This window comes from Streptomyces sp. NPDC001700 (assembly GCF_053596435.1).
On sequence record NZ_JBSFGE010000001.1, the window covers coordinates 299,112 to 323,408 of the forward strand.

Sequence of the window (24,297 nt, forward strand, 5' to 3'; positions counted from 1 at the left end):
GGAGGAGGTCACAAAGCGGGCGGCTCCGCCACCGGAGCGTGGGGTCCGGGGCGGAGCCGATGTTTCCGCGAAGGTCTTCAGGCCGCGGTCCTCAAAGGTCCTTAAAGGACGCGCCAGCCGCTGAACTCGACCGTGCCGCGCGCCCCGCTGCCGCCGTTCGCCGCGCTCATGAACAGCCCGGCGTCCTGCGCCGCCGCCGCGCCCGGCACGGTCACCGTCGCGACCTTGCGCCAGTTCGCGCCGTCGTCGGTGGACAGCTCGCCGGTGTACGAGGTGGCGGACGCGCGGGTCAGCCGCAGCAGCACCGGCGCCTTGACGCCCGTGACCCGCTGGTAGGTGTCCAGGGTGCCGTCGCCATTGGAGTCGTACGACAGCACGACGCCGTTGGCGGGCGTGACCGACAGGTTGAGGAACCCGGGCGAGCCCGCCGTCCCCAGCGCGTTGCGGACGATGATCCCGGCGCGGGCCCAGGGGCCGGTGACGGCCTGCGCGGCCACCTTCACCGTCACCGCCGTACCGGTCCGCAGCGCGCCCTCCCGGTAGGCCGCGCCGAACTCGGCGGTGGCCTTCCACAGGTCCTGGCCCGCCCCGTCGATCGCGAACCGCTCGCCCAACTGCCCGAAGGCCGCGCCGTTGTTGGTGACCGTCTTCCAGCCCTCGGCCAGCGGACCCGCCACCCACAGGGTGCCGGTGCGCACCGCCCGCACCCGGTCCTCGCCGCGCGGCCCGTACTGGACGGCGAGTTCGTACGGATACGGCTTCAGCGGATCGTCCAGCGGGTCGCCGGGCGCGGTGGCCCGCCAGTGGACCTCGCCGCTGCCCGCCGCGGGCACCGACGGCAGCGAGGTGGGGCCCTGCGGGGCGGGGTCGAGACCGGTCACGGTCAGGTCGAAGTCGACGCGGCCGGTGGCCCGCAGCCCGTTGACGTTGCGCAGGGCCGCGGTGATGACCGCGGCGCCGCCCGGCGGCAGCGTCCCGGGCTCGGTGTCGACGGACAGCGTGCCCTGGTACGGGGCCGTGGCCAGCGCGTCGTGCACCCGGCGCGCGGTGCGCCACGCGTCCGCCACCGGCCGGACCGGATAGCTCTTGCGCTCCCGGGTCCACGGCTCCTCGATCGCGTACCAGTCGAAGGTGCGCGGCGCGCGGTCCTGGGCGAGGGCGTCCTCCAGCTCGTCCAGGTAGGCCTGCCACTGGGGCAGGTGGAAGTCGCCGATGAGGCCGTTCCAGTCGCGGTTGGCGTAGTTGGCGAGCTTGCCGCCGTCCGCGGCGCCCCGGTCCGCCCAGGTGGTGATGAGGGCGCGGGCGGCGAACTCCAGCTGCGCGGACTCCTCCGCGCCCGACGCCATCCGCTTGGCGTCCTCCAGCCAGGGGCCGAGGAGGAGCCGCTTGTGGGTGCCGGTCACGTCGTCGCTCAGCCGCATCAGCTTCAGCCACAGCCGGGACAGCGCCCGGAAGGTGTCCAGATCCTTGCGGGCGTAGGCGTCCGAGAGCTGCGGGGCGAGCTGCCAGGAGCGGTTGGCGAGCGCCTGCCGCGCGGTGTCGGCGAGGTCGTAGCGGTACGCGTCGCTGTCGCGCAGCCCGGCCCGTACGCCCAGCAGCCCGGCCAGGGCCGCGTCGAAGCGGGCGATGTCGAACGCGGGAGTGTGGGTGGCGTAGTTGGTGCCGGAGCGCGCGGCGACCGAGGGCCGGGAGGCGAATATGGAGTCGTGGGGGCGGCCGTCCTTGCTGCTGATCTGGTACGCGGTGTCGCGCATCGCCGCGAACGCCTCGCGCGCCTGCCCGTCCCGCGCGCCGTAGCGGACGTCGGCGTAGGTACGGAACCACGCGTCCCGGTCCACCGCCTCGTCCCGCCACGCCAGCTCGCTGAACAGCTCGAACGCGGCCGGATCGCGTTCGACCGCCTCCGGCATGTACGCCGTGCCGACCAGCTTGCTGCCCGGCTTGTCCCGCCAGACGGTGAACCGGTCCGCCCAGATGTGGGTCTTGGCGCCGACCGTCGTACGGCCGCCGAAGTTGGGGATGGTGCCGAACGCGTACGGCACCGAACCCCAGTCCTTCTCCCGGTCGGTGATCGTGTCCAGGTCCGACAGACCGTCCACGACCAGCGTGTGGTCGTGGTCCACGGCGTCCAGCAGGTCGCGCCGGGGGTTGGCCTGCCAGCCCAGGATCACCCAGATGGCGCCGGGGCGGGCGGTCTGCAGCGCCTTCTCGACGGCGCGCGCGGCATCCGGGACTGAGACGTCACCGGCGTTGCCGCCCTCGTGCAGCAGGTCCATCTTGAACAGGTCGCACGCGCCGAACAGGTCCTGCTGGTGGCGGTAGAAGGCCGCGGCCACCTCGCGGAACGCCTCGGTGCGCGGGTCGAGCCAGTCCGGCCGCCGCAGCCCGTTCCAGTCGCCCTGCGGGACCGTGGTCGCGCCCGGGTTGCGGTCGGCGAAGCCGTCGGGGACGGTGCCGAAGTAGCCGGGGAAGACGGGCCGCATGCCCAGCTCCCGCAGCCGGTCGGCGATGCGCCGCCCCAGGTCGGTCCGCTTCTCCATGAGCGCGGTCGACACCGGGCCGCCGTACACGCTCATGTTCTGCATCATCCACCACGGCTGGTGGGCGGGGGTGGGCAGCCAGGCGCGCACCTCCGCCTCCGTATAGCCGAAGTCCTGGAGCAGCCGGTGGTAGACGGCCTCCTGGCCCGCGGTGACCAGCAGCTCGTTGCAGCCGTGCAGGGCCGCGACGTCGATCAGGTGTTCCCAGCGGGCCCAGTCGGCGAAGGGCGCGGTGTAGCCGTCGTGGGTGTCGTTGAACGCGAAGCGGTGCGGCAGCGCGGTCGAGCGCTCGACGGTGCCGTGCGGCGCGGGCAGCTTCTCCGGCAGCCCCAGCTGATCGCCCGCCCAGGTGATCTGGGCGTGGCAGGTGTACTTGAGGTACCAGTGGACGCCGGTGAGCAGCACCGCGGGGCTCGTCCCGGCCACGGTGACACGCCCGGCCGAACCGGTGACCTCGAACCGTTCTGTCTTCCCGTCGGCGCCTTTGGGGAGCGCCACCAGCCGGAACTGATCGGCGTGCCCGGGCAGCAGCCGGCGTAGCGCGGCGCGCGCGGGAGCGGTGGAGAAGGCGGTCACGGCGGTGTCCTGTCGCTGCTGCTGCGGCGGGTGCGGTGTGTCGGCCAGCGCGGGGGAGTGGGCCCCTAACGCGGCCCCGGCCCCGAGTGCTCCGGCGGTTCCGATCAGCGTGCGTCTGCTCAGGTCGCTCATGCGCCCCCCAACGGACAACGGCCAACGGTTGTGGTGCGCAGCGCACTTAACCAGCGATGCGGGGCGGGAGCAATGGGGCACGCGCGCCGGGGAGCGGTGCGCGACGCGCGCCGGGGGAAGCGCCCGTCAGCTCCCGTTCGCCTCCGTACGCCCCCGGTCCAGGTACGCCAGCACGGCCAGCACCCGGCGGTTGTCGTCGTCGGACTGCGGCAGGCCGAGCTTCCCGAAGATGTTCGAGGTGTGCTTGGCGACGGCCCGCTCGGTCACCACCAGCTGCGCCGCGATCGCCGTGTTCGACCGCCCCTGCGCCATCAGTTCCATCACCTCGCGCTCGCGCGGCGTCAGATGGCCCATCGGCTGGTCCTGCGAGCGCCGGGACAGCAGCTGCGAGATCACCTGCGGATCCATCGCCGTACCGCCCTCGGCGACCCGCCGCACCGCGTCGATGAACTGGTCCGCGTCGAAGACCCGGTCCTTGAGGAGATAGCCGATGCCGCCGCTCCCGTCGGCCAGCAGCTCCCGCGCGTACAACTGCTCCACGTGCTGCGACAGCACCAGCACCGGCAGCCCCGGCCGCTCCCGGCGGGCCGCCAGCGCGCACTGCAGACCCTCGTCGGTGAACGACGGGGGCAGCCGTACGTCCACCACGGCCACGTCCGGTTTCAGCTCCGCCAGCGCCCGGGTCAGCTCGGGGCCGCTTTCGACGGCGGCCGCGATCTCGAAATCGTAGGCCTCCAGCATCCGCACCAACCCGTCCCTGAGCAGGAACAGATCCTCGGCAACGACTACGCGCACGGCGGGCTCCATGACGTCATCGGGCCCGATACTGACTGCCGGGCCGAATGCGTCGAATGTACCGTCGCGGGGGCGCTGTTGGTGCTCAGACCGCCGGTCGTGGGGCGGTGGGGGCGCAGGGGATCTCCATCGTCACCATGGTCGGGCCGCCGGGCGGGCTGCTGACGGCGAGGACGCCGTCGAAGGTGCCCAGCCGCCGCTCGATGCCGCTGAGCCCGCCGCCGTGGTTGACGCGCGCGCCGCCGCCGCCGTTGTCGGTGACCGCGATGCGCAGCATGCCCGCCTCATGGTGGATGTCGAGCCACATGCGCTCGGCGCCGGAGTGCTTGGCCGCGTTGGTCAGGATCTCGCTGACGGCGAAGTACGCGGCCGACTCGACCGGTTCCTCGAACCGGCCCGGAAGCTCCACCTCCGTCTCCACCGGGAGGGGCATCCGCAGGGCGAGGGCGCGCACCGCGTCACCGAGGCCCCGTTCGGCCAGGACCGGCGGGTGGATGCCGCGGACCAGGTCGCGCAGTTCGGCCAGGGCCTCGGCGGAGTTGGTACGGGCCGCGGCGATGAGTTCCTTGGCCTGGGCCGGGTCCTTCTCGATCAGCGCCTCGATGGTGCCCAGGCTCATGCCCATGGCGACGAGCCGGGCCTGTGCGCCGTCGTGCAGATCGCGCTCGATGCGGCGCAGCTCGGCGGCCGAGGTGTCCACGGCGTCGTGCCGGGTCTCGGTGAGCCGCTCGACGCGCTCGGCGAGGGCCATCTGCGGGGTGGGGGCGAGGAAGGCGCGGGCCAGCAGGAAGTGGGCGCGCAGCAGCACCGGGGAGACGAACAGCCCGAGGGCGATGAAGCCGAGGCCGGTCAGGGCGGCGAGGTTCGCGGTCCCCTGCGAGGTCACCGGGACGAACGCGTACCAGTAGGTGCCGCCCGCGTCGACGATCGGCTCCCAGACCCCGGCGGCCAGGACGGAACCCTCGACCCCGTACGGCGGGAAGACGAAGGCCAGCAGCCCGATCACGTACCCGGCAGTCATGTCCACCTGGAGCCAGAGCAGGTCGCGCCAGGTCGCCGGGTCCTTCAGCAGGAAGGTGCACAGCTCCACCTGGCCGGTCACGCCGGAGCGCCGGTCGTGGGGGAGCGGGCGGTACGGCATCCGGATCTGCACGCCGGACCACTGGGCGGCCAGCAGCCGGCGCCGATTGGCGTGGGCGCGCACCGCACTGATCATCACCGGGGTGGTGAAGACTCCCAGGCCCAGCGGGATGAAGGCGATGGACAGGATCGTCAGCACCGACAGGATGATCGACACCAGCGCGAGAACGGATGCGCCGAGCCCCCGTAAACAGGCCAAAAGTCTGCTGCGGACCTTCATCCGACGCCCTCCCGTGTGCTTCTGCCGCGGTGCTTCCGCCGCGAATCCCGTGGATCTCGCGGCGGCTCCCGCTGATCCGATGTCCTCAGTCTGCTGGACGCCGCATGATCGGTCACGGGGGCCGCGCTGCCTTCGGGGGTACACCTAACACCACCCCCGGGTCTCTCCTTATGTCCCGGGGATTCGGGGGTTGCCCGGCTGGGGCCGGAACGCGGCTTTTTCTAGCGTTGTGGACGTGACCGATCCGGTCCGTATTCAGTCCGCATCCCCAGTGGGAGAGACGCCATGAGCGCAACGAGGCAGGGCCTCGCCGTGCGGCTCGGTGGGTGGAGCACCCGCCACCGCAAGTCCGCGATCATCGGATGGCTGCTGTTCGTCGTCGTTGTCGCCGTCGTCGGCGGCATGTCCGGGTCGCGGCAGATGACCAATTCCGAGAACGGAGCGGGCGACTCCGCCCGCGCCATGAAGATCCTCGAGGACGCCGGGGTCACCACACCGGCCGGTGAGATGGTGATGCTGCGCAGCGACGGCCCGGACGGCTGGCGGGCCGCGGCCGGTGATCTCACCGCCCGGCTGGAGAAGACCGGCGAGACGGCGCGGATCCAGCCGCCGGTGCGCTCGGCCAGCGGCCGGGAGGGGCTGGTCACCTTCGAGCTGAAGGGCGATCCGGACACCGCGGGGGAGCGGGTGAAGCCCGTGCTGGACGCGGTGGCGGCGACCGAGTCCGCGCATCAGGGGATCACCGCCCATGAGTTCGGCGACGCGACCGCGCAGCATGAGCTGGACGGCATGCTGGCGGACGACTTCAAGAAGGCCGAACTGACCGCCGTGCCCCTGGCGCTGGGCATCCTGCTGGTGGTCTTCGGGGCGCTGGTCGCGGCCCTGCTGCCGGTGCTGCTCGGGCTGACCGCCTGCATCGGAACCTTCGGGCTGCTGGCCCTGGTCAGCCACAAGCTGCCGCTGTACGACTCCACCAACTCCGTGATGTTCCTGGTCGGGCTGGCCGTCGGCGTCGACTACTGCCTGTTCTACCTGCGGCGCGAGCGGGACGAGCGGGCCGCGGGCCGGGACCCGGAGACCGCGCTGCGCATCGCGGCGGAGACCAGCGGCCGGGCGGTGCTGATCTCAGGGGTCACGGTCATGCTGGCGATGTCGGGCATGTTCCTGTCCGGGCTGATGCTCTTCCAGGGCTTCGCGGTCGCCACCCTGCTGGTCGTCCTGATGGCCATGCTGGGGTCGGTGACGGTCCTGCCCGCCACGCTGTCCTGGCTCGGCGACCGGATCGACAAGGGCCGGGTGCCGCTGCTGAACCGGCGTCGTCAGAAGGGCGTTCACCAGGCGAGCGGCGGTGTCTCCGGCAAGCTCATGAAGCCCGTGCTGGCCAGGCCGAAGCTGTTCGCCGCGATCTCGGGCGCCCTGCTGCTGGTGCTGTGCGCCCCCGCGCTCGGGATGAAGACCGAGAACCTCGGCATGGAGAAGCAGTTCGGCTCGGACGCCCCGCTGACCGTGGCGTACAAGGAGATCACCGGGGCGTTCCCGGGCGGCCCGGCCCCGGCCGAGGTGGTGCTGCGGGCCGACGATGTCTCCTCGCCCCGCTTCGGCGCGGCCGTCACCGACTTCAAGCAGCGGCTGGCCGACTCCGGCCGGTTCGGCAAGGCCGTCGAGGTCGAGCTGCACGCCAAGCAGGGGGTGGCCCGTATCGAGGTGCCGCTGGCGGGGAACGGCGCGAACGCGGAGTCGCGGCGCGCGCTGGACACCCTGCGCGACGACCTGGTGCCGGACATCCTCGGCCCGGTCTCCGATCAGGCCTACGTGGGCGGTGAGCTGGCCAACAACCGCGACTTCACCGACCAGCTGAAGAGCGACATCGCACCGGTCTTCATCTTCATCGCCGTCGTGACCTTCCTGCTGATGCTGGTGTGCTTCCGCTCGCTGCCGATCGCGATCGTGTCGATCCTGCTCAACCTGCTGTCGGTGGGCGCCGCGTACGGCACCATGACCGCCGTCTTCCAGCACGGCTGGGGCGCGGAACTGCTGGGCATGGAACCGGCCGGGGCGATCGAGTCGTGGATGCCGCTGTTCGTCCTCGTCATCCTCTTCGGACTGTCGATGGACTACCACGTCTTCGTGGTCTCGCGGATCCGTGAGGCGCACGAGCGGGGCCTGTCGACGCGCGACGCGATCCGCGAGGGCATCCGCTCGACGGCGGGCTCCGTCACCGGGGCGGCCGCCATCATGGTCGCGGTGTTCTCGGTCCTGGCGCTGCTGCGGATGCAGGACATGCAGCAGATGGGCGTCGGGCTCGCGGTCGCGGTGCTGCTGGACGCCACGCTCGTACGGATGATGCTGCTGCCGTCGCTGATGGCGCTGCTCGGCGAGCGCAACTGGTACCTGCCGCGCGCGCTGCGGTGGCTGCCGAACGTCAGCCATGGCGAGGCTCCGGCCCCCGCGGAGTCCCGCCCGCTGGTGGGCGCCGAACGCTGAGAAGCGGCGCCCGCCGAGGAGCGCCGTACGGGCCGAGTCGCGGTCCGTACGGCGCTTCTTGCCGTGCTTATGCGTTCGGCACGTACTTGTAGCCCACGCGCCGCACGGTCACGATCGACCCGCGGTGCTCCGCGCCCAACTTGCGGCGCAGCCGGGCGACATGGACGTCCACGGTGCGGCCGTCGCCGACGTGTCCGTACCCCCACACCGTCGTCACCAGCTGGTCGCGGGTGTGCACCCGGTGCGGGTGGGCGACGAGATGGGCCAGCAGCTCGAACTCCAGATAGGTGAGGTCGAGCGGACGCCCTCCGACCCGCACGGTCCGCTGCTCGGGGTCGATCCGCACCGGGCCGTCGTCGGTGGTGAGCGGGGCGGCGGCGGGCGAGGTGAGGGACGCGGTGGGTGCGGCGGTGGCGGTGGTGGCCGTCTGGCGCTCCCGCTGGTCGGCCGGGACCAGCACCAGGTAGCCGATCATCGGCGGCTGTCCGGGGAGGGCGGGGACGGTGTGCGGGGGAGCGGGCAGCCAGGTGGCGCCGGGGTGCAGCAAGTCGTCGACGGGGGGCACCTCGTCCCGGGCCACGGCTCGTAGCCGCTGACGGCCGCTGATCGGGCTACGGCCGGGCACGGCGGCGGGCGCGGTGGACGAGGAGGCGGAGAGGGTACGGACGTTCGTCATGGGAGTCAGCTCTTTCGCGCTAAGGGGCGTCGGTGGACGTCATGCGCGCGGGCTGGGCCGGGGGACCGGGCCGGGGCAACGATGCCCCGGAGCCGGGCGGATGGCTGAGCGGCCGGGTGGGGCGGCGTCAGCAGCCGAGCGAGCGGGCCCGCGCAACGGATGCGCGGCAACACTCGCGGTCGAAGTGGTGCGCCTGCCGGGACGGCCAGAACGGCTCGAGGTCGAGACGACCCGTCGCGGCGTTGATGAGGCTGACCATGCCCCCTATTGAAGCAGAAGAACGGGCCGGGGCGCTCGGGTCCCGGGCAGGGTGCGACGATGCCCACTCCACTCTCGCAGAGCTGATGAGGAGTGCCCGCCCATGCCGCACATCGTCGTCGAATACTCCGACACCCTGACCGACGCCTTCGACCGCCAGGGCTTCGGCACCGCCCTGCACCCGGTGGTCGCCAAGACCATCGACACCGGGGTGGCCGGGTGCAAGACCCGGTTCCGCCGGATCGAAGAGGCCGTCATCGCCGACGGGGCACCCCATCTCGCCATGATCCACATCGAGGTGGCGATCCTGTCCGGCCGGGACGCCGAGACCAAGGCGGAGCTGTCCCGCGCGGTGCTGGACGTCGCCCGCGCGTATGTGGCGCCGGTGCCGGGGCTGACCGTGCAGACCACCGTGAACATCAGCGACCTGGACCGCGCCTGGTACGCGAAGCACGAGGAGGCCACCCCGCCCTCTTAAGTCCCGGAAGCATCTCGGGTATCCCAGGTGTCTCGGGTATCTCGGGTATCTCGGGTAGCGGAGCCAATCCGACATCTACCTATAAAGCGAGGCGAGGCGCACAATGGTGGTGCGGCGGTATTACCGCACTGCGCGGTCAGACTTGCATGAACGAAGGAGGCGAGTCGTATGGCCGACGTCTCACGTACCCGAGGTGATCTCAAGGGCCACCCCGACGTGTCCGAGATGCGTGAGCGCTTCGCTCGCATGATGGATGCGCGGGACGTTGTCTTCCTCGACGGACCGGTGCTGCTTGCCGGTCTGTACTTCGCCATCTCCCCCTGGGTGGTGCACTTCTCGAGCACCAGCCCCGACCTCATGGTCAACAACCTCGTCCTCGGCCTGGCCATCGCCCTGCTGGGCATCGGCCTCACATCGGCGCCGAGGAGGATGTACAGCCTGTGCTGGGCCATGTCCGCGATCGGTATATGGATGATCATCTCTCCCTGGGTCGTTGCCATGGACCCGGATGCCGGGATGATCTGGAACAACGTGCTCATCGGCGCCCTCACCTGCCTGTTCGGCCTGATCGCCGCAGGCGTGGTGATGCGGAAGGGACGGGAGACCACCTGACCGAGAGCTGAACGAGCCGGAATCAGACGCTAACGAGCCACAGCGGACCGGGCCCACCGCCTGGTCCGCTGTGGCTCGCTGTGTGCCGCGTCAGCCGATCGGCTCCGGCATGGGAACCACGTCATACGAGCACTCGATGGTGTCGCCGGTGGCCGGATCGCCCAGCTCCACCCGCCAGCGGTCGGCGAACTGGTCGACACCCTCCGCCATCGGGATCGTCCCGGAGATCAGCACCGTGCCCGGCACCAGACCGCCGCGCTCGCGCAGCACCTCGACCCAGTACGCGGGCGGCAGCAGCTCGGCCAGGGTGCCGCTCTGCACCTCGGTCTCCTCGCCGCCATGGGTGACCCAGGCCCGCAGGGTCAGCCCGTCCAGCCGCTCGGACACGTCCGCGAGGGGCCAGGCGCGGGCGCCGAGCACATCGGGGCTCGCGTTCTTGCTCCAGGCCACGCCGTGCACCTCCAGCTCCCGGTCGGTGTGGTCACAGGCGGCGGTGAGCAGCAGCTCCCCGCCGTCGGCGACGATCAGCGCCCACTCCGCCTCGCCCGAGGTGCGGCCGTGCTGCACGCTGACCCGGCCGGTCTGCTGGGCGAGGTACGGGGAGACGGGGTAGAGGGCGGGCGTCACGCTGGGGGCGGGAACGCCCAGCTCGGCGAGTTCGGCGACATGGGCGGCCACGTCCTCCTGGCTGCGCCCGGCGTAGCCCGCGTTGAGCACCTGGACGACCTCCACATGCCGGGTGGAGCCGTCGGGGAGCGTGAAGGTCAGGGCGGGGCGGGGGGACTGCGGGGGCTGGGTCGTCATGGGGCGTGCTCTCCAAATCGCGAGGAACTTCCCTCAAGGGGGTTGCGCATACGCTTGGTATACAACAAGTATGCCGGAAGCCCCGCATCACGCAACCACCCATCAAGCACCCACTCACCCAGCACCCACCCCGCACCATCCCGAGGACGGACCATGAAGCGCACCTCCCCGAGCGCACCAGAGCCCCGGGCGGACGGACCCGCGGTCCGCCGCGCCTTCGTCGCCAGCCTGACCGGAACCGCCCTGGAGTGGTACGACTTCGCCGTCTACTCCGCCGCCGCGGCGCTGGTCTTCGGCGACCTGTTCTTCCCCTCCAAGGACCCGTTCACCGGCACCCTCCTGGCGTTCTCCACCTACGCCGTCGGCTATGTCTCCCGCCCGCTGGGCGGCTTCGTCTTCGGCCGTCTCGGAGACGTCATCGGCCGGAAGAAAGTGCTCATCGCGACCCTGGTGCTCATCGGCGCCGCGACCTTCCTGATCGGACTGCTGCCCACCTACGCCACCGTCGGCGTCGCGGCCCCCGCCGCCCTGGTGCTGCTGCGCTTCGCCCAGGGCGTCGGCGTGGGCGGCGAGTGGGGCGGCGCGGTGCTGCTGTCCAGCGAGTACGGCGATCCGCGGCGGCGCGGCTTCTTCGCCTCGGCCGCCCAGGTCGGGCCGCCCGCGGGCAATCTGCTCGCCAACGGGGTGCTCGCGGCACTGGGCGCCGCGCTGACGGAGGAGCAGTTCCTGTCCTGGGGCTGGCGGGTGGCGTTCCTCCTCTCCGGCGTGCTGGTGATGTTCGGGCTGTGGATCCGCGCCAAGCTGGAGGAGACCCCGGTCTTCCGGGCCATGGAGGCCGCGCAGGACCGCCCCGAGGCGCCGGTGCGCGAGGTGTTCACCTCCCAGCCCCGGGCGCTGACCGCGGCGATCCTCTGCCGCATCGCCCCCGATGTGCTGTACGCGATGTTCACCGTCTTCGTGCTCACCTACGCGACCGGCGAGCTGGGCATGTCGCGCGGCTCCGCGCTGGCCGCCGTCCTCATCGGCTCCTCTCTCCAGATCTTCCTGATCCCGCTGGCCGGGGCGCTCTCCGACCGCGTCAACCGGCGGTGGCTGTACGGTCTCTCCGCCGTCGCCGCCGGTGTCTGGCCCTTCGTCTTCTTCCCCCTGGTCGCGGGCGGCAGCTGGCCGCTGCTCACCCTGGGTGTGATCGTGGCGCTGGTGATCCATTCGCTGATGTACGGACCGCAGGCGGCCTTCATCGCCGAGCAGTTCTCGCCGCGGCTGCGCTACACGGGCTCCTCTCTCGCCTACACCCTGGCCGGAGTCGTCGGCGGGGCGATCGCGCCGCTGCTGTTCACGACGCTGCTCGGTACGTACCGCGCCTGGCAGCCGCTGGCGCTCTACATCGCGCTCACGGCGGTGGTCACGGTCGCCGGGCTGTGGCTGGGCCGGGACGCGGCGCCCGCGGAGGACGAGGAGCCGGACGCCGTGGCCGAACGCCACCACTCGCCCGCCGCGACCGGCTGACGCCCCCGCGATGGGCAGCCCCGCTCCTCCCGGGGCATCATCGCCAGATCACCACTCACCACCGCGCCGACCAGGGAAGGCAACACACCCCATGCGCATCGCACTGAGCCAGATCACCACCGGTCCGGATCCGAAGGCGAACCTCGACACGCTGCGCGAGCAGGCCCAGCGCGCGGCGGCCGAGGGCGCCCGGCTCGTGGTCTTCCCGGAGGCCGCCATGGCGTGCTTCGGCACCCGGCTGGGCCCGCTCGCCGAACCGCTGGACGGCCCCTGGGCCACCGAGGTCCGGCGGATCGCGCAGGACGCCGGGCTGGTGGTCGTGGCGGGCATGTTCACCCCGGCCCCCGACGGGCGGGTCACGAACACCCTGCTGGCCACCGGCCCCGGGGTCGAGGCCGCGTACGACAAGATCCATCTGTATGACGCCTTCGGTTTCGCGGAGTCCAAGACCGTGGCCCCGGGCTCCCAGGTGGTCACCTTCGAGCTGGACGGTGTCCGGATCGGCCTCGCCACCTGCTACGACGTGCGGTTCCCGGAGCTGTTCCGGGCGCACGCCGACGCGGGCGCGGTGCTCTCGCTGCTTCCGGCCTCCTGGGGCGCGGGCCCCGGCAAGCGTGAGCAGTGGGAGCTGCTGACCCGGGCGCGGGCGCTGGACGCCACCGTCTGGCTGGCCGCCGTGGGCCAGGCCGACCCTGCGGCGAGCGGCGCCGAGGCCCCCTCGACGAGCGCCCCCACCGGCATCGGCTACAGCGCCCTCGTCGGCCCGGACGGGACCGTGCGCGAGCGGCTGGAGGCGGCGCCCGGACTGCTGGTGGCGAACGTCGACACCGAGGAGGTCACGGCGGTGCGGCGCACGGTGTCCGTCCTGGCCAACCGCAAGCTGGGCAGCGACGCATGAGCGGGCGGGCCAAGCCTGAGCTGGAGTTCCACCGTCCCTCGGGCGCCTGGCAGGTGCCCGAGGGGGCGGCCCCGGGGGTCCGGGAGCAGACCCTCGCCGCGGACGGGAGCGGTGCGCGTCGCACGGCGCTCGTCCGGTGGGAGCCGGGTACGGACACCTCGGCGTCCGGAGTCGTCCGCCATGACTTCTGGGAGGAGGTCTACCTGCTGGAGGGCGACATGCACGACCTGACGCTGGGGCGGACCTTCTCGCGGGGGTACTACGCGTGCCGCCCGCCGGGCATGCCCCACGGCCCGTGGACCTCCGAGGACGGGGTGACGATGCTGGTGATCACCTACCCGGGCACCGACCCCGAGACCCCGGCCGAGGCCTGAGCGGCCCAAGGCGTGAGGCGGCCCGAGACCTGAGGTGGCCCGCGGCCCGAGGCCTGAGGCGGCCCGCGGCTCACCCCGCGAGCAGCACCTTGAGCGTCGACTCCAGGTGATCGCTGATCGCGGTGCGCGCCGCCTCCGGGTCGCCGGAGGCCACCGCGTCCAGGATCGCCTGGTGCTCGGCGAGGACCGCCTGCTGGCGGCCGGTCCGGTTGTACAGCGCCACCACCCCGGCCCGGATCTGACGGCTGCGCAGCCCGTCGTAGTGCCGGTTGAGGAGCGCGTTGCCCACCGAGGCGACCATGGTCGCGTGGAAGAGGTGGTCCACGGCGATGAATTCCTTGGCGTGCTCGGGTCCGCTGAGCCCGCGCTGCCGTTCCAGCAGCTCCGTCAGCTCCTCGACCGGCACCTTCCGCTGCTCGATGGCCTGCTCCGCGGCATAGCGCTCGACGATCCCGCGCAGCTCCATCAGCTCGGTGATCTCCCGGCCGGACAGCGGCGCGATCTGCGCGCCCCGCTTGGGCACCAACTGGACCAGATCCTCGGCCGCGAGCAGCAGCAGCGCCTCGCGGATGGGGGTGCGGGAGATGCCGATCCGGTCGGCGATCTCCTGCTCGGTGAGGAACCGGCCCTGCATGTCGGGATCGGTCAGCACGGTTTCCTTGAGGAACGCGTACGCCTTTTCTCGTCCGGACTGCACTGGGCCCATGCCTCCTCGCATACCACTCGTATACGAAAATTATCACGGCGAAGAGGGCCAGGAGGGCGGAGTTCATGAGTCCTCGCCGGTCACGAGGACGACTTTGCCGGTGACCGTGCCGGACTCCGCCAGCCGCATCGCCCGCGCGGCCTCGGCGAGCGGGATCCGCGCGGCCACCTGGGCGGTGAACTCACCGCTCGCGAGCAGCGCGAAGACCTGGCCCAGATCCTCCCGCACCCGCGCCTGGTAGGCGGCGCGCCGCCGCCTACCCGCCCACAGGTTGTAGAAGTGCGCCTTCCGGCCGTTGGGCAGCAGATTCCACAGCATGAGCCGGGCGAGCAGCTTGAGGACCGGCGCCCGGGACGACCCGGGCACGTCCCGGGTGGCCGCCGTGCCGTACGAGACGAGGGTGCCGCCGCGGGCCAGCAGCCGGAACGACTCCACGATGCCCTCGCCGCCGACGTGGTCGAAGACCGCGTCCACCCCGCCGGGTGCCAGCTCGCGCACGCGCGCGGCCAGATCGGGGTCGCGGTAGTCGACGGGGGTGGCGCCCAGCGCCCGCACCGCGTCGTGGTGGCGGGGCGACGCGGTGCCGATGACCGCGATTCCGGCCCGGCGGGCGAGCTGGACCAGGGTGGAGCCCACTCCGCCGTTGGCCCCGTGGACCAGCACGGTCATCCCGGCGCGGGCCCCGGCCACCCGGTGCAGCATCTGCCACGCCGTGATCCCGTTGACCACCACCGTCTCGGCCTCGGCCGCGCCCACGCCATCCGGCACGGCGACCAGATCGCCCACGTCGGCCAGGACATGGCTGGCCCATCCGCCGACCTTCGTCAGCACGGCGAACCGCCCGCCCCGCAGCCCTGGATCAACTCCCGCGCCCGTCGCGGCGACCGTGCCCACCAGGTCGTATCCGGGCACGAAGGGGAACGGCGGCTGGTCGTAGTACTTGCCGCGGCGCATCTGCTGCTCGGCGAAGGAGACCCCGGACGCCTCGACGGCCACCAGGGCTTGGCCGGGGCCGGGTTCGGGCACCGCGCGGGAGCGGAGCCGGAGCCCCTCCGGATCCACCGGGCCGGGCAGGACGACTTCGGTGAGCACTTCGGCGTCGGTCAGCGGCATGGCAGGGCTCCGATTCTCGTGAGGTCGTGAGGTCGGAAGGTCTTCTATCGACTGTGAGAGCTTCTAACGAAACAATGAACCTGTTACCCTCGATGTGTCAAGCCCCGATTTCGGGTCGGCACGAGGTCCGTACGAGAAGGGATGGGCGCGCCCATGGCCACAGCACGGCGAGAGCGCTACCGGCAGCAGACGCGGGACGAGGCCAAGGCAGTGGCCCTGACCCAGCTCGCCGAGTCGGGCACGGCGGGAATCTCGGTGAACGCGATCGCGAAGGCGATGGGCATGACCGGCCCCGCGCTCTACCGCTACTTCGCCGGCCGGGACGAGCTGCTGACCGAGCTGATCACCGACGCCTACCGCGATCTGGCCGCGGTGGCCTCCGCCGCAGTCGAGGCCGCCGCCCCCGCCGACCGCTTCCGCACCCTCGCCCACGCCCTGCGCGACTGGGCCAAGCAGCAGCCCGACCGCTATCTGCTCATCTACGGCACCCCGGTGCCCGGTTACCAGGCGCCCGCCGAGACCACCGAGATCGCGGGCTCCCTGATGCGCACCATCCTCGACGCGTGCGCCACCCTCGACCGCGCCACCGCCCCGACCCCCCTCGAAGCCGAGCTGTCGCGGCAGCTGGAGGGCGTGGGCCCCTGGGCCCCCGGCCCGGAGCCGGACGGCGAGCTGAAGTGCCGCGCCCTGGCCACCTGGACCCGGCTGCACGGGGTGATCAGCCTTGAAGTGCAGGGCCAGTTCAGCGGGATGGGCTTCGATCCGGGGGCGCTCTTCGAGGCCGAGGTGGGCGCCCTCGTACGCGGTGCGTGAGCCGGGCTAGTACGCGGGGCGTGAGCCGTCCTCGTGCGCGGTGCGTGAGCGGCGCACACGGCGCACACTGGAAGGACGCCCACCGGTGACCGGAGGTCGCGATGGAGTCCGCCGCCGAATTCGACGTCGTCGTGGAGATCCCCGAGGGGTCCCGCAACAAGTACGAGATGGACCATGAGGCCGGGCGCATCCGGCTGGACCGGATGCTGTTCACGGCCACGAAGTACCCGGCCGACTACGGCTATATCGACCACACCCTCGGCCGCGACGGTGACCCGCTGGACGCCCTGGTCACCGTCGGCGAGCCCACCTTCCCCGGCTGCGTGATCCTGTGCCGGGCCATCGGCATGTACTGCATGCGCGACGAGAAGGGGCCGGACGAGAAGATCCTTTGCGTGCCCGCCCACGATCCGCGCTACGTCGACGTCCAGGACATCGAGGACGTGCCCGAGTTCGACCGTATGGAGATCACCCACTTCTTCGACGTCTACAAGGACCTCGAACCCGGCAAGTCCGTCGAGGGATCGCACTGGGAGGGCCGCGACGCGGCGTACGCCGAGATCGCCGCGTCCCGCGCCCGCGTGGCCTGAGGGCGCGTCGTAAGCCGCTTCAGGACGTCCCGCCGCGACGCGGGGCAGGCACCCCACGGTCGTTCTGCAGCTCCCACAACTCCCGGAAGAGGCCCGGCGATCGGGTCAGCTCCTCGAACGTGCCCTGCTGGATCACCCGGCCCCGGTCCAGCACCACGATCCGGTCGGCCACCGCGACGTTCGCCAGCCGGTGCGTCACCAGCACGACCGCGCGGTCCCGTGCCATCCGCCGCAGCCCGGCGAAGATCCGGTGCTCGGCGCGCGCGTCCAGGGCGCTGGTCGGCTCGTCCATCACCAGCAGCCCGGCGGGCCGGTGGAACGCGCGGGCCAGCGCGATCCGCTGCCACTGCCCGCCGGACAGCTCCACCCCGCCCCACCACTGCCGGGCCAGCAGCGTGTCAAGACCGCTGCGCAACCCGTCGACCACCTCATGCGCCCCGGAGTGGACCGCCGCCGCCCGGACCGCCTCGTCCCCGCCGTGCGGCTGCCCGAGCGTGATGTTGTCGCGCGCGGTCAGCGGCCAGTGCGCGTAGTCCTGCGGCACGACAGCCGTGTGCCGCCACATCGCCTGCGGCTCCAGCTCCGCGGTGCTCGTACCGTCCCAGGTCACCGCGCCCCCGGTGGGCAGATACAGCCCGGTCAGCAGCTTGCTCAGGGTGGTCTTGCCGGAACCGTTCTCCCCGACCAGCGCCAGCACTTCGCCGCGCCGCACCTCCAGGCTCACCTCGGCGAGCGCCGGAGCGCCGGGCCCCTCGGACCCCGATTCCGAAGGCACCGCCCCCGAGGACTCCGGATAGGCGTACGTCAGCCCCTCGGCGCGGATCACCCGCGGTACGTCCGGCACCCGGCTGCCGCGCCGCATCCGGTGCCCGCCCGCCTCCTCGATGAACTCCGCCCAGTCGTCCAGGTACAGCCCCGTACGGAACAGCCGCGTCCCGTACCCGACCATCCCCTGCAACGACGCGCCCACCGTCCGCAGCGCGAACACCGCGGTCCCCGCCGAGGCCACCGACATCTGCCCCGAGCCCAGCAGCAGGGCCAGCGACGCCCACACCAGCCCCGACGCGAACCCCCCGGTCAGCGCCCCCGCCACCGCGTACCGGGCGCCCCGGTGCACCGCCTTGTCGGTCGCGGCGTCCACCCGCGCGCCGATCGCCCGGTACCGCTCCAGGAGGAACGACGCCATGGTGCCCGAGCGCAGCTGATCGGCGATGTCCTTGTCCACCATGTACCAGCGCAGCAGCCCGAGCGTGCGCCGGTCCGCGCTCATCGCCCGGCTCGTCTCGTACTGCACCCGCGCGCCCTTCATCCCCGCGATCCCCTGCGGCAGCGCGGCCAGCATCAACAGCGGCAGCAGCGCCGGATGCAGCACGGCCACCACCCCGGCCGCCGCGATCAGCGAGGACAGACACGCCATCAGCTGCTGCGACTCGACGATCAGATCCTGCGCGACCTCGGCGCCCCGGTCCGCCGCGTCCCACTTGTCGTTGAACCCGGGGTTGTCGTACGCCGCCAGCTCCGCGTTGATCGCCGCGTCCAGCATCTGGGTCTCGGCCTCCCGCGAGATCCGCGGCGACAGCCTGCTGGAGATGTTCGACACCGCGATCCCGAGCAGCGCCCGCAGCCCCGCCGCCCCGGCCAGCACCGCGATCGACGGCAGCGCCTCCCGCAGCCGCTCGCCGATGTGCCCGGACGAGATGAGCGCCGTGATGGTGCCGGTGGTCGCCAGCAGCCCGAACGCCTCGAAGAACCCCGCGAGCGCCTGGCACACCAGCAGCGTCACCACCGCCCTGCGGTCCACCCGCCACGCCAACCCGAGTGCGCGGCGCACCAGTTGCGGCAGGCGGCGGGCCATGGCCCGGGTGGTGATCGTCTCCAGCGCCACCGGGGTGGGCGGCCGGAACCGTAACTCCTCACCGGGCTCTACTGGTTGTCCTGCCGGTTTTCCGGTGCTCTGTGACGCTGCCACGGATCTGGTCCCCCTGACGGTGCGGTGACGATGCGGTCCAGCACGGCGGTGCCGGTCACCTTGCCGTAAAGCCGTGGGCGTCGTGGGGCGTACGACGGAGGTCCACACGATCGTGGAAGCGCCCCGGCGCGTACCGCCCCGCCCCGTCAACCCGGCCACTCCCGCCCTGTCAACCCTGACCATCGTCCAGGTCCCGCCCTGCCGTTCGGCCCGGGTTTCCGGACCGCGCCGCTCCTACGTTCGGGGCCATGCGAACCCACTCTCACTCCACCTCCCGCCTCCTGTGGGCCGCGGCGCTGCTCGCCGCGGGCGCGGGGGCGGTCGTCCGGCTTTCCCCGGGCGGCGGGCTCTCCCCGACCGGCGGGCTCTCCCTGGGCGGGCTGGGGGACCCCGGCCCCGTCGAGGTCAGATACGGAGCCTCGGCATCCGCGTACCGCGCGCTGACCGGAGCGGTGGCCGATGTCCCGGCGGCGCTTCTGGAGGCGGCGAGCGAGGGCACCGTCGCCGTCCTCGGGCTGCTGCTGGCCGTATGGGGGTGGACCGCGCTGCGCCGCAGGGACGCGCGCGGAATCGCCGGTACCGCTCTGGTCGGCCTCGGCACCGCGGCCGCCTACGCGCTCAGCGAGGCCCTGAAGCTGGTGGTGGACGAGGAACGGCCCTGCCGTGCGGTGCGCGGAGCCGCCGCGCTCGCCCATTGCCCCGAGCCGGGGGACTGGTCGTTCCCCAGCAACCACGCCACCCTGGCCGCCGCCCTCGCGACCGGCATAGCCGTCCTGCGGCCGCGCTGGGCCGCCCTGGCCCTGCCTACGGCAGCGGCGGCGGCGCTGCTGCGCGTCCTGGCGGGGGTGCACTATCCGCACGACGTACTCGCCGGGGCGATCCTGGGCGGGTGCGTCGTGGCGGCCGCGCTGCTCGCGCTGGAGCCGTTCGCCGTACGCGTCACATCGCTATGCCTCTCGCTATGCCTCGGGCGGCGGCGGGGTGACGACACCGGCCTCATGCGCCACGACGGCGGCCGCGGCCCGGTTGTCCACCCCCAGCCGGGCCAGGATGGAGCTGACGTGCGCCTTGACCGTGCCCTCCACCACATGGAGCCGACGCGCGATCTGCCCGTTCGACAGCCCGCCGCCGAGGAACGCCAGCACCTCGCGCTCCCGGGCGGTGAGCGCCGCGACCCGCTCCCGGGCCGCGCCGCGCCGACCGGCGGCGGCACCGGCGCCACCGGCCGCGAGGTGCGCGACCACCCGGGCGGCGACCTTCGGTGACAGATAGGCGGCGCCGTCGGCCACCGCGCGGACCCCCGCGATCAGTTCCTCGGGCTCGCCCGACTTGATCAGGAAACCGGCCGCGCCGCCGCCGAGCGCCCGCAGGATGTAGTCGTCCTCCCCGAACGTCGTCAGCATGACCACCCCGGTCTCCGGCACCGTCCTGCGGATCTCCTCCGCCGCCTCGATCCCGCCCATCACCGGCATCCGGATGTCGAGGACCGCCACCTGCGGGCGGTGCCGCCGCACCAGCTCGACGGCGTCCCGGCCGTCGGCCGCCTCGGCGACGACGTCGATGGCCGGGTCGGTGGCCAGTACGGCGCGTACGCCCGCGCGGATCATCGCCTCGTCGTCGGCGACCAGCACCCGGATCACCGGCAGCTCAGCGGGTTCACGGCGCGAGGGCATCGCGCGCCACCAGAACGTCCCCGCGGAAGCACAGCCGGTACGCGTCTCCGGAACGGTCGTCGAGACGATCCGCCGTCATCGCGTAGTACTCGCATGTGATGCCCCGTCCCTCCGGTTCTGCGGCAGAGGGGTGATGGGCCAGCTGACGGTCCGGCAGCACCCGTTCCACCTCGGAGCGATCCTGCCCCACCCGCAGCCGGGCGAAGTCATCCGGGTCCAGCACCGCGCGCGACGCCGTCGCCCAGTCCCACCCCATCAGCGCGGCGCTCAGCCCCGCGCCGGTCACCAGCGGCACCATGACCGCCGCGATCAGCACCCGACGCATGCGGTGGCGGGCCTGATGGTGTTCCTGGCGGGCTGCTGGAACGGTCCGTTCCGGGGGCGTATGCGGAAGCCGGGCCTCGACGGCGAAGCGGGAGGACTGAGGGCCGTACGCGAACGACCCTCCGGCCAGCCGTACGCGCTCGTCGAGCCCCCTGAGCCCATTCCCACCGCCCCGCACCCGCGACCCCGCGCCACCCGCCTCGGCGTCGTTCTCCACCCGGACGACCGTCTCCGCCGCCCCGCACACCACCCGGACGGTCACCGCCGCACCGGGCGCGTGCTTGGCGGCGTTGGTCAGCCCCTCCTGGACGACGTGGTACGCGGCCCGCTCCACCAGCGGCGGCAGCCCCGTAACAGCCCCCTCGGCCCCCTCCGCCCCCTCCGTACGGAGTTCGACGGTGAGCCCGGCGGCGGCAGCCTCGTCGACCAGCCGCGCGATGGAGGCGGTGGGCGCCTCCTCGCGCAGCACCCCGATCACCTCCCCGAGCCGGTCCACCGCGACCTCCGCCCGCGCCCTGATGTCCCGCGCGGTCCGCCGGTGGCTCTCCTCCAGCCCAGGCGCCAGCTTCAGCGCGCCCGCCGACAGTGCGATCAGGCTGAGGTCATGCCCGAGGACGTCATGCATGTCCCGCGCGATCCGGGCCCGCTCCCGCAGCCTGGCCCGCTCGGCGACCAACCACCGCTCGCGCTCCGCCTGTTCGGCCCGCTCCCAGCCCGCCCGTACCAGCTCCTGGTACTGCCGCCAGAAACGTCCCCCGAACCACGGCACCATCACACCGCACACCACCACCCCCACGAACCGGCTCCCCAGCCCGAGCAGGCTCGGCACCACCGCCGCCGCGACGACCCCCGCCGAGACCACCCCCGCGAACGCCAGCACCGCGGGCCCCGTCCGCCCGCGCCCCCGGCCCGCCCGGAACGCGGCCACCGCCGTGGGCACCACCCACCACAGGCTCAGCACACTCAACCCGGCCCCCACGGCCGCCCCCGCCACCGGCAGTCGGCCCCGCCCCACGACCCGCGCAATCCTCTTCACCGGGCTGACGCTACGGAACCCGAACCCGCCCGGACACTGCCGAAAGTCCAACCTCCGCCCCTCCCGTACGCGCCCCTGACGCACCCACCGCACCACGCCCCACAGCGCCCGCGCGGTGCGCACCGGTCAGCGAACCCGCGCATCGACGGTACGCGCGGCGCACCCGGCGCGAGCCGCTGAGCGCTGCGCCATTCAGGGCAATTCACCCCCGCGTACCTGGCGTTCTGCCACCAACCGCGCGCCTACTGGTGCTACAGACCGGTGGGTTCCACATCCGCCGGGGGACGGTGACGCGGGCAGGCCCCGGAGTCGATCGCCGTAAGTGCGCACCCCCTGGTACCCGATGCGCCGCCGCGCCCTGATCAAGGCGTCGGCCCGGCGACCAACGGCCCACCACTCCACCTCACTTGGAGGGCCCATCATGGCTTCCCCCACCATCACCCTGGTGACGGCAACGCCGAACCCGGCGACATTCGGCCAGTCCGTCACGCTCACCGCCACCGTCGTCCCGCTCGGCGCCGGAACCCCCACCGGCACCGTCACCTTCACCATCACCGGTGGCCCCACCCTGACGGGGACGCTGTCGGGCGGCACGACCTCGGTCACCGCCCCCGGGCTGAGCACCGGCATCCACCCCGTCGTCGCCGTCTACAGCGGCGACACCAACTTCCTCTCCTCCACCGGCACCACCCTCATCGCGGTCATCCAGGCCGCGACGACGACCTCGGTGGTGTCCAGCCCGGACCCGTCGACCCTCGGCCAGTCGGTGACGTTCACGGCCACCGTGACCCCGGTCGCCCCCGGCGCGGGCTCCCCGACCGGGGTGATGACCTTCGTCATCGGCGGCTCGGGCGGCGGCACGTTCACCCAGCCCGTGACGGCTGGCGTGGCGACCCTGACGCTCACCACCCTGGGCGTCGGCACCCACCCCGTGATCGCCATCTACACCGGCGACACCAGCTTCCTCCCGTCCTCCGGCACCGACACCCACACGGTGAACCCCGTCTGAACTGGGCAAGCCGACGAGGGCCGCTACCCCGACCATGGGGTAGCGGCCCTCGCTGTCGCCTATGACGCCAGGTCAGTGACCTTTACACGTCGAAGTACAGCTCGAACTCGTGCGGGTGCGGGCGGAGCTGGAGGGGGGCGATCTCGTTCGTGCGCTTGTAGTCGATCCACGTCTCGATCAGGTCGGAGGTGAAGACACCGCCCTGGAGGAGGAACTCGTGGTCGGCCTCGAGCGCGTCGAGGACGGCCGGGAGGGAGGTCGGGACCTGGGGGACGCCCGCGTGCTCCTCGGGGGCCAGCTCGTAGAGGTCCTTGTCGATCGGCTCGGCCGGCTCGATCTTGTTCTTGATGCCGTCCAGGCCCGCGAGCAGGAGCGCGGCGAAGGCCAGGTACGGGTTGCCGGAGGAGTCCGGGGCGCGGAACTCGACGCGCTTGGCCTTCGGGTTGGAGCCCGTGATCGGGATACGCATCGCGGCCGAGCGGTTACGCTGCGAGTACACCATGTTGACCGGCGCCTCGAAGCCCGGGACCAGGCGGTGGTAGGAGTTCACCGTCGGGTTGGTGAAGGCCAGCAGCGACGGGGCGTGCTTGAGGATGCCGCCGATGTAGTAGCGGGCGGTGTCCGAGAGGCCCGCGTACCCCTGCTCGTCGTAGAAGAGCGGGACGCCGCCCTGCCACAGCGACGAGTGGACGTGCATGCCCGAGCCGTTGTCGCCGAAGATCGGCTTCGGCATGAAGGTCGCGGTCTTGCCGTTGCGCCAGGCGACGTTCTTCACGATGTACTTGAAGAGCTGAAGGTCGTCGGCGGCGGCGAGCAGCGTGTTGAACTTGTAGTTGATCTCGGCCTGGCCGGCGGTGCCCACCTCGTGGTGCTGGCGCTCGACCTGGAGGCCCGCCTTTTCCAGCTCGAGGCTGATCTCGGCGCGGAGGTCGGCGAAGTGGTCGACCGGCGGGGTCGGGAAGTAGCCGCCCTTGTAGCGGACCTTGTAGCCGCGGTTGCCCTCGATCGCACCGGTGTTCCAGGCGCCGGCCTCGGAGTCGATGTGGTAGAAGGCCTCGTTCGCCTTGGTCTCGAAGCGCACGCTGTCGAAGACGTAGAACTCGGCCTCCGGGCCGAAGAACGCGGTGTCCGCGATGCCGGTGGAGGCGAGGTAGGCCTCGGCCTTCTTGGCGATGTTGCGCGGGTCGCGGCTGTACTGCTCGCCCGTGATCGGGTCGTGGATAAAGAAGTTGATGTTGAGCGTCTTGTCGCGACGGAAGGGGTCGACACGCGCCGTCGACAGGTCCGCACGCAGCGCCATGTCCGACTCGTGGATCGCCTGGAAGCCGCGGATCGACGAGCCGTCGAAGGCCAGCTCCTCGTTCGGGTCGAACGCCTCCGCCGGTACGGTGAAGTGCTGCATGACGCCGGGAAGGTCACAGAACCGGACGTCGACGAACTTGACGTCCTCGTCCGAGATGAACTTCCGAGCGTCGTCGGCGTTCTGGAACATCCAACTCCTCCTAGCCCGGCCGCAGGGGGACGGGGATTTGTTCGGTCGCGCGGTCGCACGTGGGTGGCGCGCTGTC

General features: G+C 72.2%; 20 protein-coding genes and 1 pseudogene. 10 read left to right on the forward strand and 11 right to left on the reverse strand.

From position 1 onward, the window contains the following. Window positions 1-101: 101 nt before the first annotated feature. From ACWC5C_RS01370 to ACWC5C_RS01380, 3 genes are all read right to left on the reverse strand, one after another. Window positions 102-3,248: an alpha-N-acetylglucosaminidase gene (locus ACWC5C_RS01370; RefSeq protein WP_450872604.1), complete on the reverse strand. Its 3,147-nt coding sequence runs from the start codon at window positions 3,246-3,248 to the stop codon at window positions 102-104. 126 nt (window positions 3,249-3,374) lie between these two features. After that, entirely contained in the window at window positions 3,375-4,043 is a 669-nt protein-coding gene (locus tag ACWC5C_RS01375; protein WP_450872605.1) for a LuxR C-terminal-related transcriptional regulator, read from the reverse strand. 85 nt (window positions 4,044-4,128) lie between these two features. Beyond that, window positions 4,129-5,403, reverse strand: a complete 1,275-nt coding sequence (locus tag ACWC5C_RS01380; RefSeq protein WP_450872607.1) for a sensor histidine kinase — start codon at window positions 5,401-5,403, stop codon at window positions 4,129-4,131. 285 nt (window positions 5,404-5,688) lie between these two features. Between ACWC5C_RS01380 and ACWC5C_RS01385 the strand changes: the two genes are divergently transcribed. Further along, the gene (locus ACWC5C_RS01385) at window positions 5,689-7,887 is read left to right on the forward strand and encodes an MMPL family transporter (RefSeq protein ID WP_450872609.1); all 2,199 of its coding nucleotides are present in this window, start codon (window positions 5,689-5,691) and stop codon (window positions 7,885-7,887) included. 67 nt (window positions 7,888-7,954) lie between these two features. Here ACWC5C_RS01385 and ACWC5C_RS01390 read toward each other — a convergent pair whose 3' ends face one another. After that, window positions 7,955-8,563, reverse strand: a complete 609-nt coding sequence (locus tag ACWC5C_RS01390) for a winged helix-turn-helix domain-containing protein (protein ID WP_450872611.1) — start codon at window positions 8,561-8,563, stop codon at window positions 7,955-7,957. A 361-nt stretch (window positions 8,564-8,924) separates the two neighbouring features. Here ACWC5C_RS01390 and ACWC5C_RS01395 point away from each other — a divergent pair, with 361 nt between their 5' ends. Continuing rightward, window positions 8,925-9,299, forward strand: coding sequence for a 5-carboxymethyl-2-hydroxymuconate Delta-isomerase (locus tag ACWC5C_RS01395; RefSeq protein WP_450872612.1), 375 nt, complete (start codon window positions 8,925-8,927; stop codon window positions 9,297-9,299). Between the two features lie 168 nt (window positions 9,300-9,467). Then, window positions 9,468-9,911 (forward strand): SPW repeat protein, encoded by a 444-nt coding sequence (locus tag ACWC5C_RS01400; RefSeq protein WP_385438288.1) that lies wholly within the window; start codon window positions 9,468-9,470, stop codon window positions 9,909-9,911. A gap of 90 nt (window positions 9,912-10,001) precedes the next feature. Here ACWC5C_RS01400 and ACWC5C_RS01405 read toward each other — a convergent pair whose 3' ends face one another. After that, entirely contained in the window at window positions 10,002-10,715 is a 714-nt protein-coding gene (locus ACWC5C_RS01405; protein WP_385438285.1) for a DUF2848 domain-containing protein, read from the reverse strand. Between the two features lie 153 nt (window positions 10,716-10,868). Between ACWC5C_RS01405 and ACWC5C_RS01410 the strand changes: the two genes are divergently transcribed. The 3 genes from ACWC5C_RS01410 (at window position 10,869) to ACWC5C_RS01420 (ending at window position 13,496) form a co-directional block, all read left to right on the forward strand. Then, window positions 10,869-12,224, forward strand: coding sequence for an MFS transporter (locus ACWC5C_RS01410; protein ID WP_450872615.1), 1,356 nt, complete (start codon window positions 10,869-10,871; stop codon window positions 12,222-12,224). A gap of 91 nt (window positions 12,225-12,315) precedes the next feature. Beyond that, window positions 12,316-13,122 (forward strand): carbon-nitrogen hydrolase family protein, encoded by an 807-nt coding sequence (locus ACWC5C_RS01415; RefSeq protein ID WP_450872617.1) that lies wholly within the window; start codon window positions 12,316-12,318, stop codon window positions 13,120-13,122. Then, window positions 13,119-13,496: a cupin domain-containing protein gene (locus ACWC5C_RS01420; protein ID WP_450872619.1), complete on the forward strand. Its 378-nt coding sequence runs from the start codon at window positions 13,119-13,121 to the stop codon at window positions 13,494-13,496. Before ACWC5C_RS01415 ends, ACWC5C_RS01420 begins: the two co-directional genes overlap by 4 nt. 70 nt (window positions 13,497-13,566) lie before the next feature. Here the strand turns inward: ACWC5C_RS01420 and ACWC5C_RS01425 are convergent, their stop codons facing one another. Then, window positions 13,567-14,193: a GntR family transcriptional regulator gene (locus ACWC5C_RS01425; RefSeq protein ID WP_385438564.1), complete on the reverse strand. Its 627-nt coding sequence runs from the start codon at window positions 14,191-14,193 to the stop codon at window positions 13,567-13,569. Window positions 14,194-14,265: 72 nt separating this feature from the next. After that, a complete protein-coding gene (locus ACWC5C_RS01430) occupies window positions 14,266-15,315 on the reverse strand; it encodes a medium chain dehydrogenase/reductase family protein (protein WP_450872621.1) in 1,050 nt (349 codons plus the stop codon). A 153-nt stretch (window positions 15,316-15,468) separates the two neighbouring features. Between ACWC5C_RS01430 and ACWC5C_RS01435 the strand changes: the two genes are divergently transcribed. Both ACWC5C_RS01435 and ACWC5C_RS01440 read left to right on the forward strand, forming a co-directional pair. Beyond that, window positions 15,469-16,128 carry a TetR/AcrR family transcriptional regulator gene (locus tag ACWC5C_RS01435; RefSeq protein ID WP_450872623.1) on the forward strand — a complete coding sequence of 220 codons (660 nt, stop codon included), beginning with the start codon at window positions 15,469-15,471 and terminating at the stop codon, window positions 16,126-16,128. 101 nt (window positions 16,129-16,229) lie between these two features. Beyond that, window positions 16,230-16,718, forward strand: coding sequence for an inorganic diphosphatase (locus tag ACWC5C_RS01440; RefSeq protein WP_385438272.1), 489 nt, complete (start codon window positions 16,230-16,232; stop codon window positions 16,716-16,718). A 19-nt stretch (window positions 16,719-16,737) separates the two neighbouring features. Here the strand turns inward: ACWC5C_RS01440 and ACWC5C_RS01445 are convergent, their stop codons facing one another. After that, window positions 16,738-18,687, reverse strand: a complete 1,950-nt coding sequence (locus tag ACWC5C_RS01445) for an ABC transporter ATP-binding protein (RefSeq protein ID WP_450872625.1) — start codon at window positions 18,685-18,687, stop codon at window positions 16,738-16,740. 248 nt (window positions 18,688-18,935) lie between these two features. Between ACWC5C_RS01445 and ACWC5C_RS01450 the strand changes: the two are divergent. Further along, window positions 18,936-19,634 (forward strand): annotated as a pseudogene (locus ACWC5C_RS01450) (phosphatase PAP2 family protein); the annotation flags it as partial. Between the two features lie 12 nt (window positions 19,635-19,646). On the opposite strand, the gene ACWC5C_RS01455 reads toward ACWC5C_RS01450, so the two are convergent. After that, the gene (locus ACWC5C_RS01455) at window positions 19,647-20,360 is read right to left on the reverse strand and encodes a response regulator transcription factor (protein ID WP_450872626.1); all 714 of its coding nucleotides are present in this window, start codon (window positions 20,358-20,360) and stop codon (window positions 19,647-19,649) included. Next, window positions 20,344-21,720 carry a sensor histidine kinase gene (locus ACWC5C_RS01460; RefSeq protein ID WP_450872628.1) on the reverse strand — a complete coding sequence of 459 codons (1,377 nt, stop codon included), beginning with the start codon at window positions 21,718-21,720 and terminating at the stop codon, window positions 20,344-20,346. The genes ACWC5C_RS01455 and ACWC5C_RS01460 overlap by 17 nt, the downstream gene beginning before the upstream one ends. A 421-nt stretch (window positions 21,721-22,141) precedes the next feature. On the opposite strand from ACWC5C_RS01460, the gene ACWC5C_RS01465 reads away from it, so the two are divergent. Further along, window positions 22,142-22,729 (forward strand): Ig-like domain-containing protein, encoded by a 588-nt coding sequence (locus ACWC5C_RS01465; RefSeq protein WP_450872630.1) that lies wholly within the window; start codon window positions 22,142-22,144, stop codon window positions 22,727-22,729. 82 nt (window positions 22,730-22,811) lie between these two features. Here ACWC5C_RS01465 and glnA read toward each other — a convergent pair whose 3' ends face one another. Beyond that, on the reverse strand, window positions 22,812-24,221 hold the full coding sequence (gene glnA / locus ACWC5C_RS01470; RefSeq protein WP_450872632.1) for a type I glutamate--ammonia ligase: 1,410 nt from the start codon (window positions 24,219-24,221) through the stop codon (window positions 22,812-22,814). Window positions 24,222-24,297 lie beyond the last annotated feature (76 nt).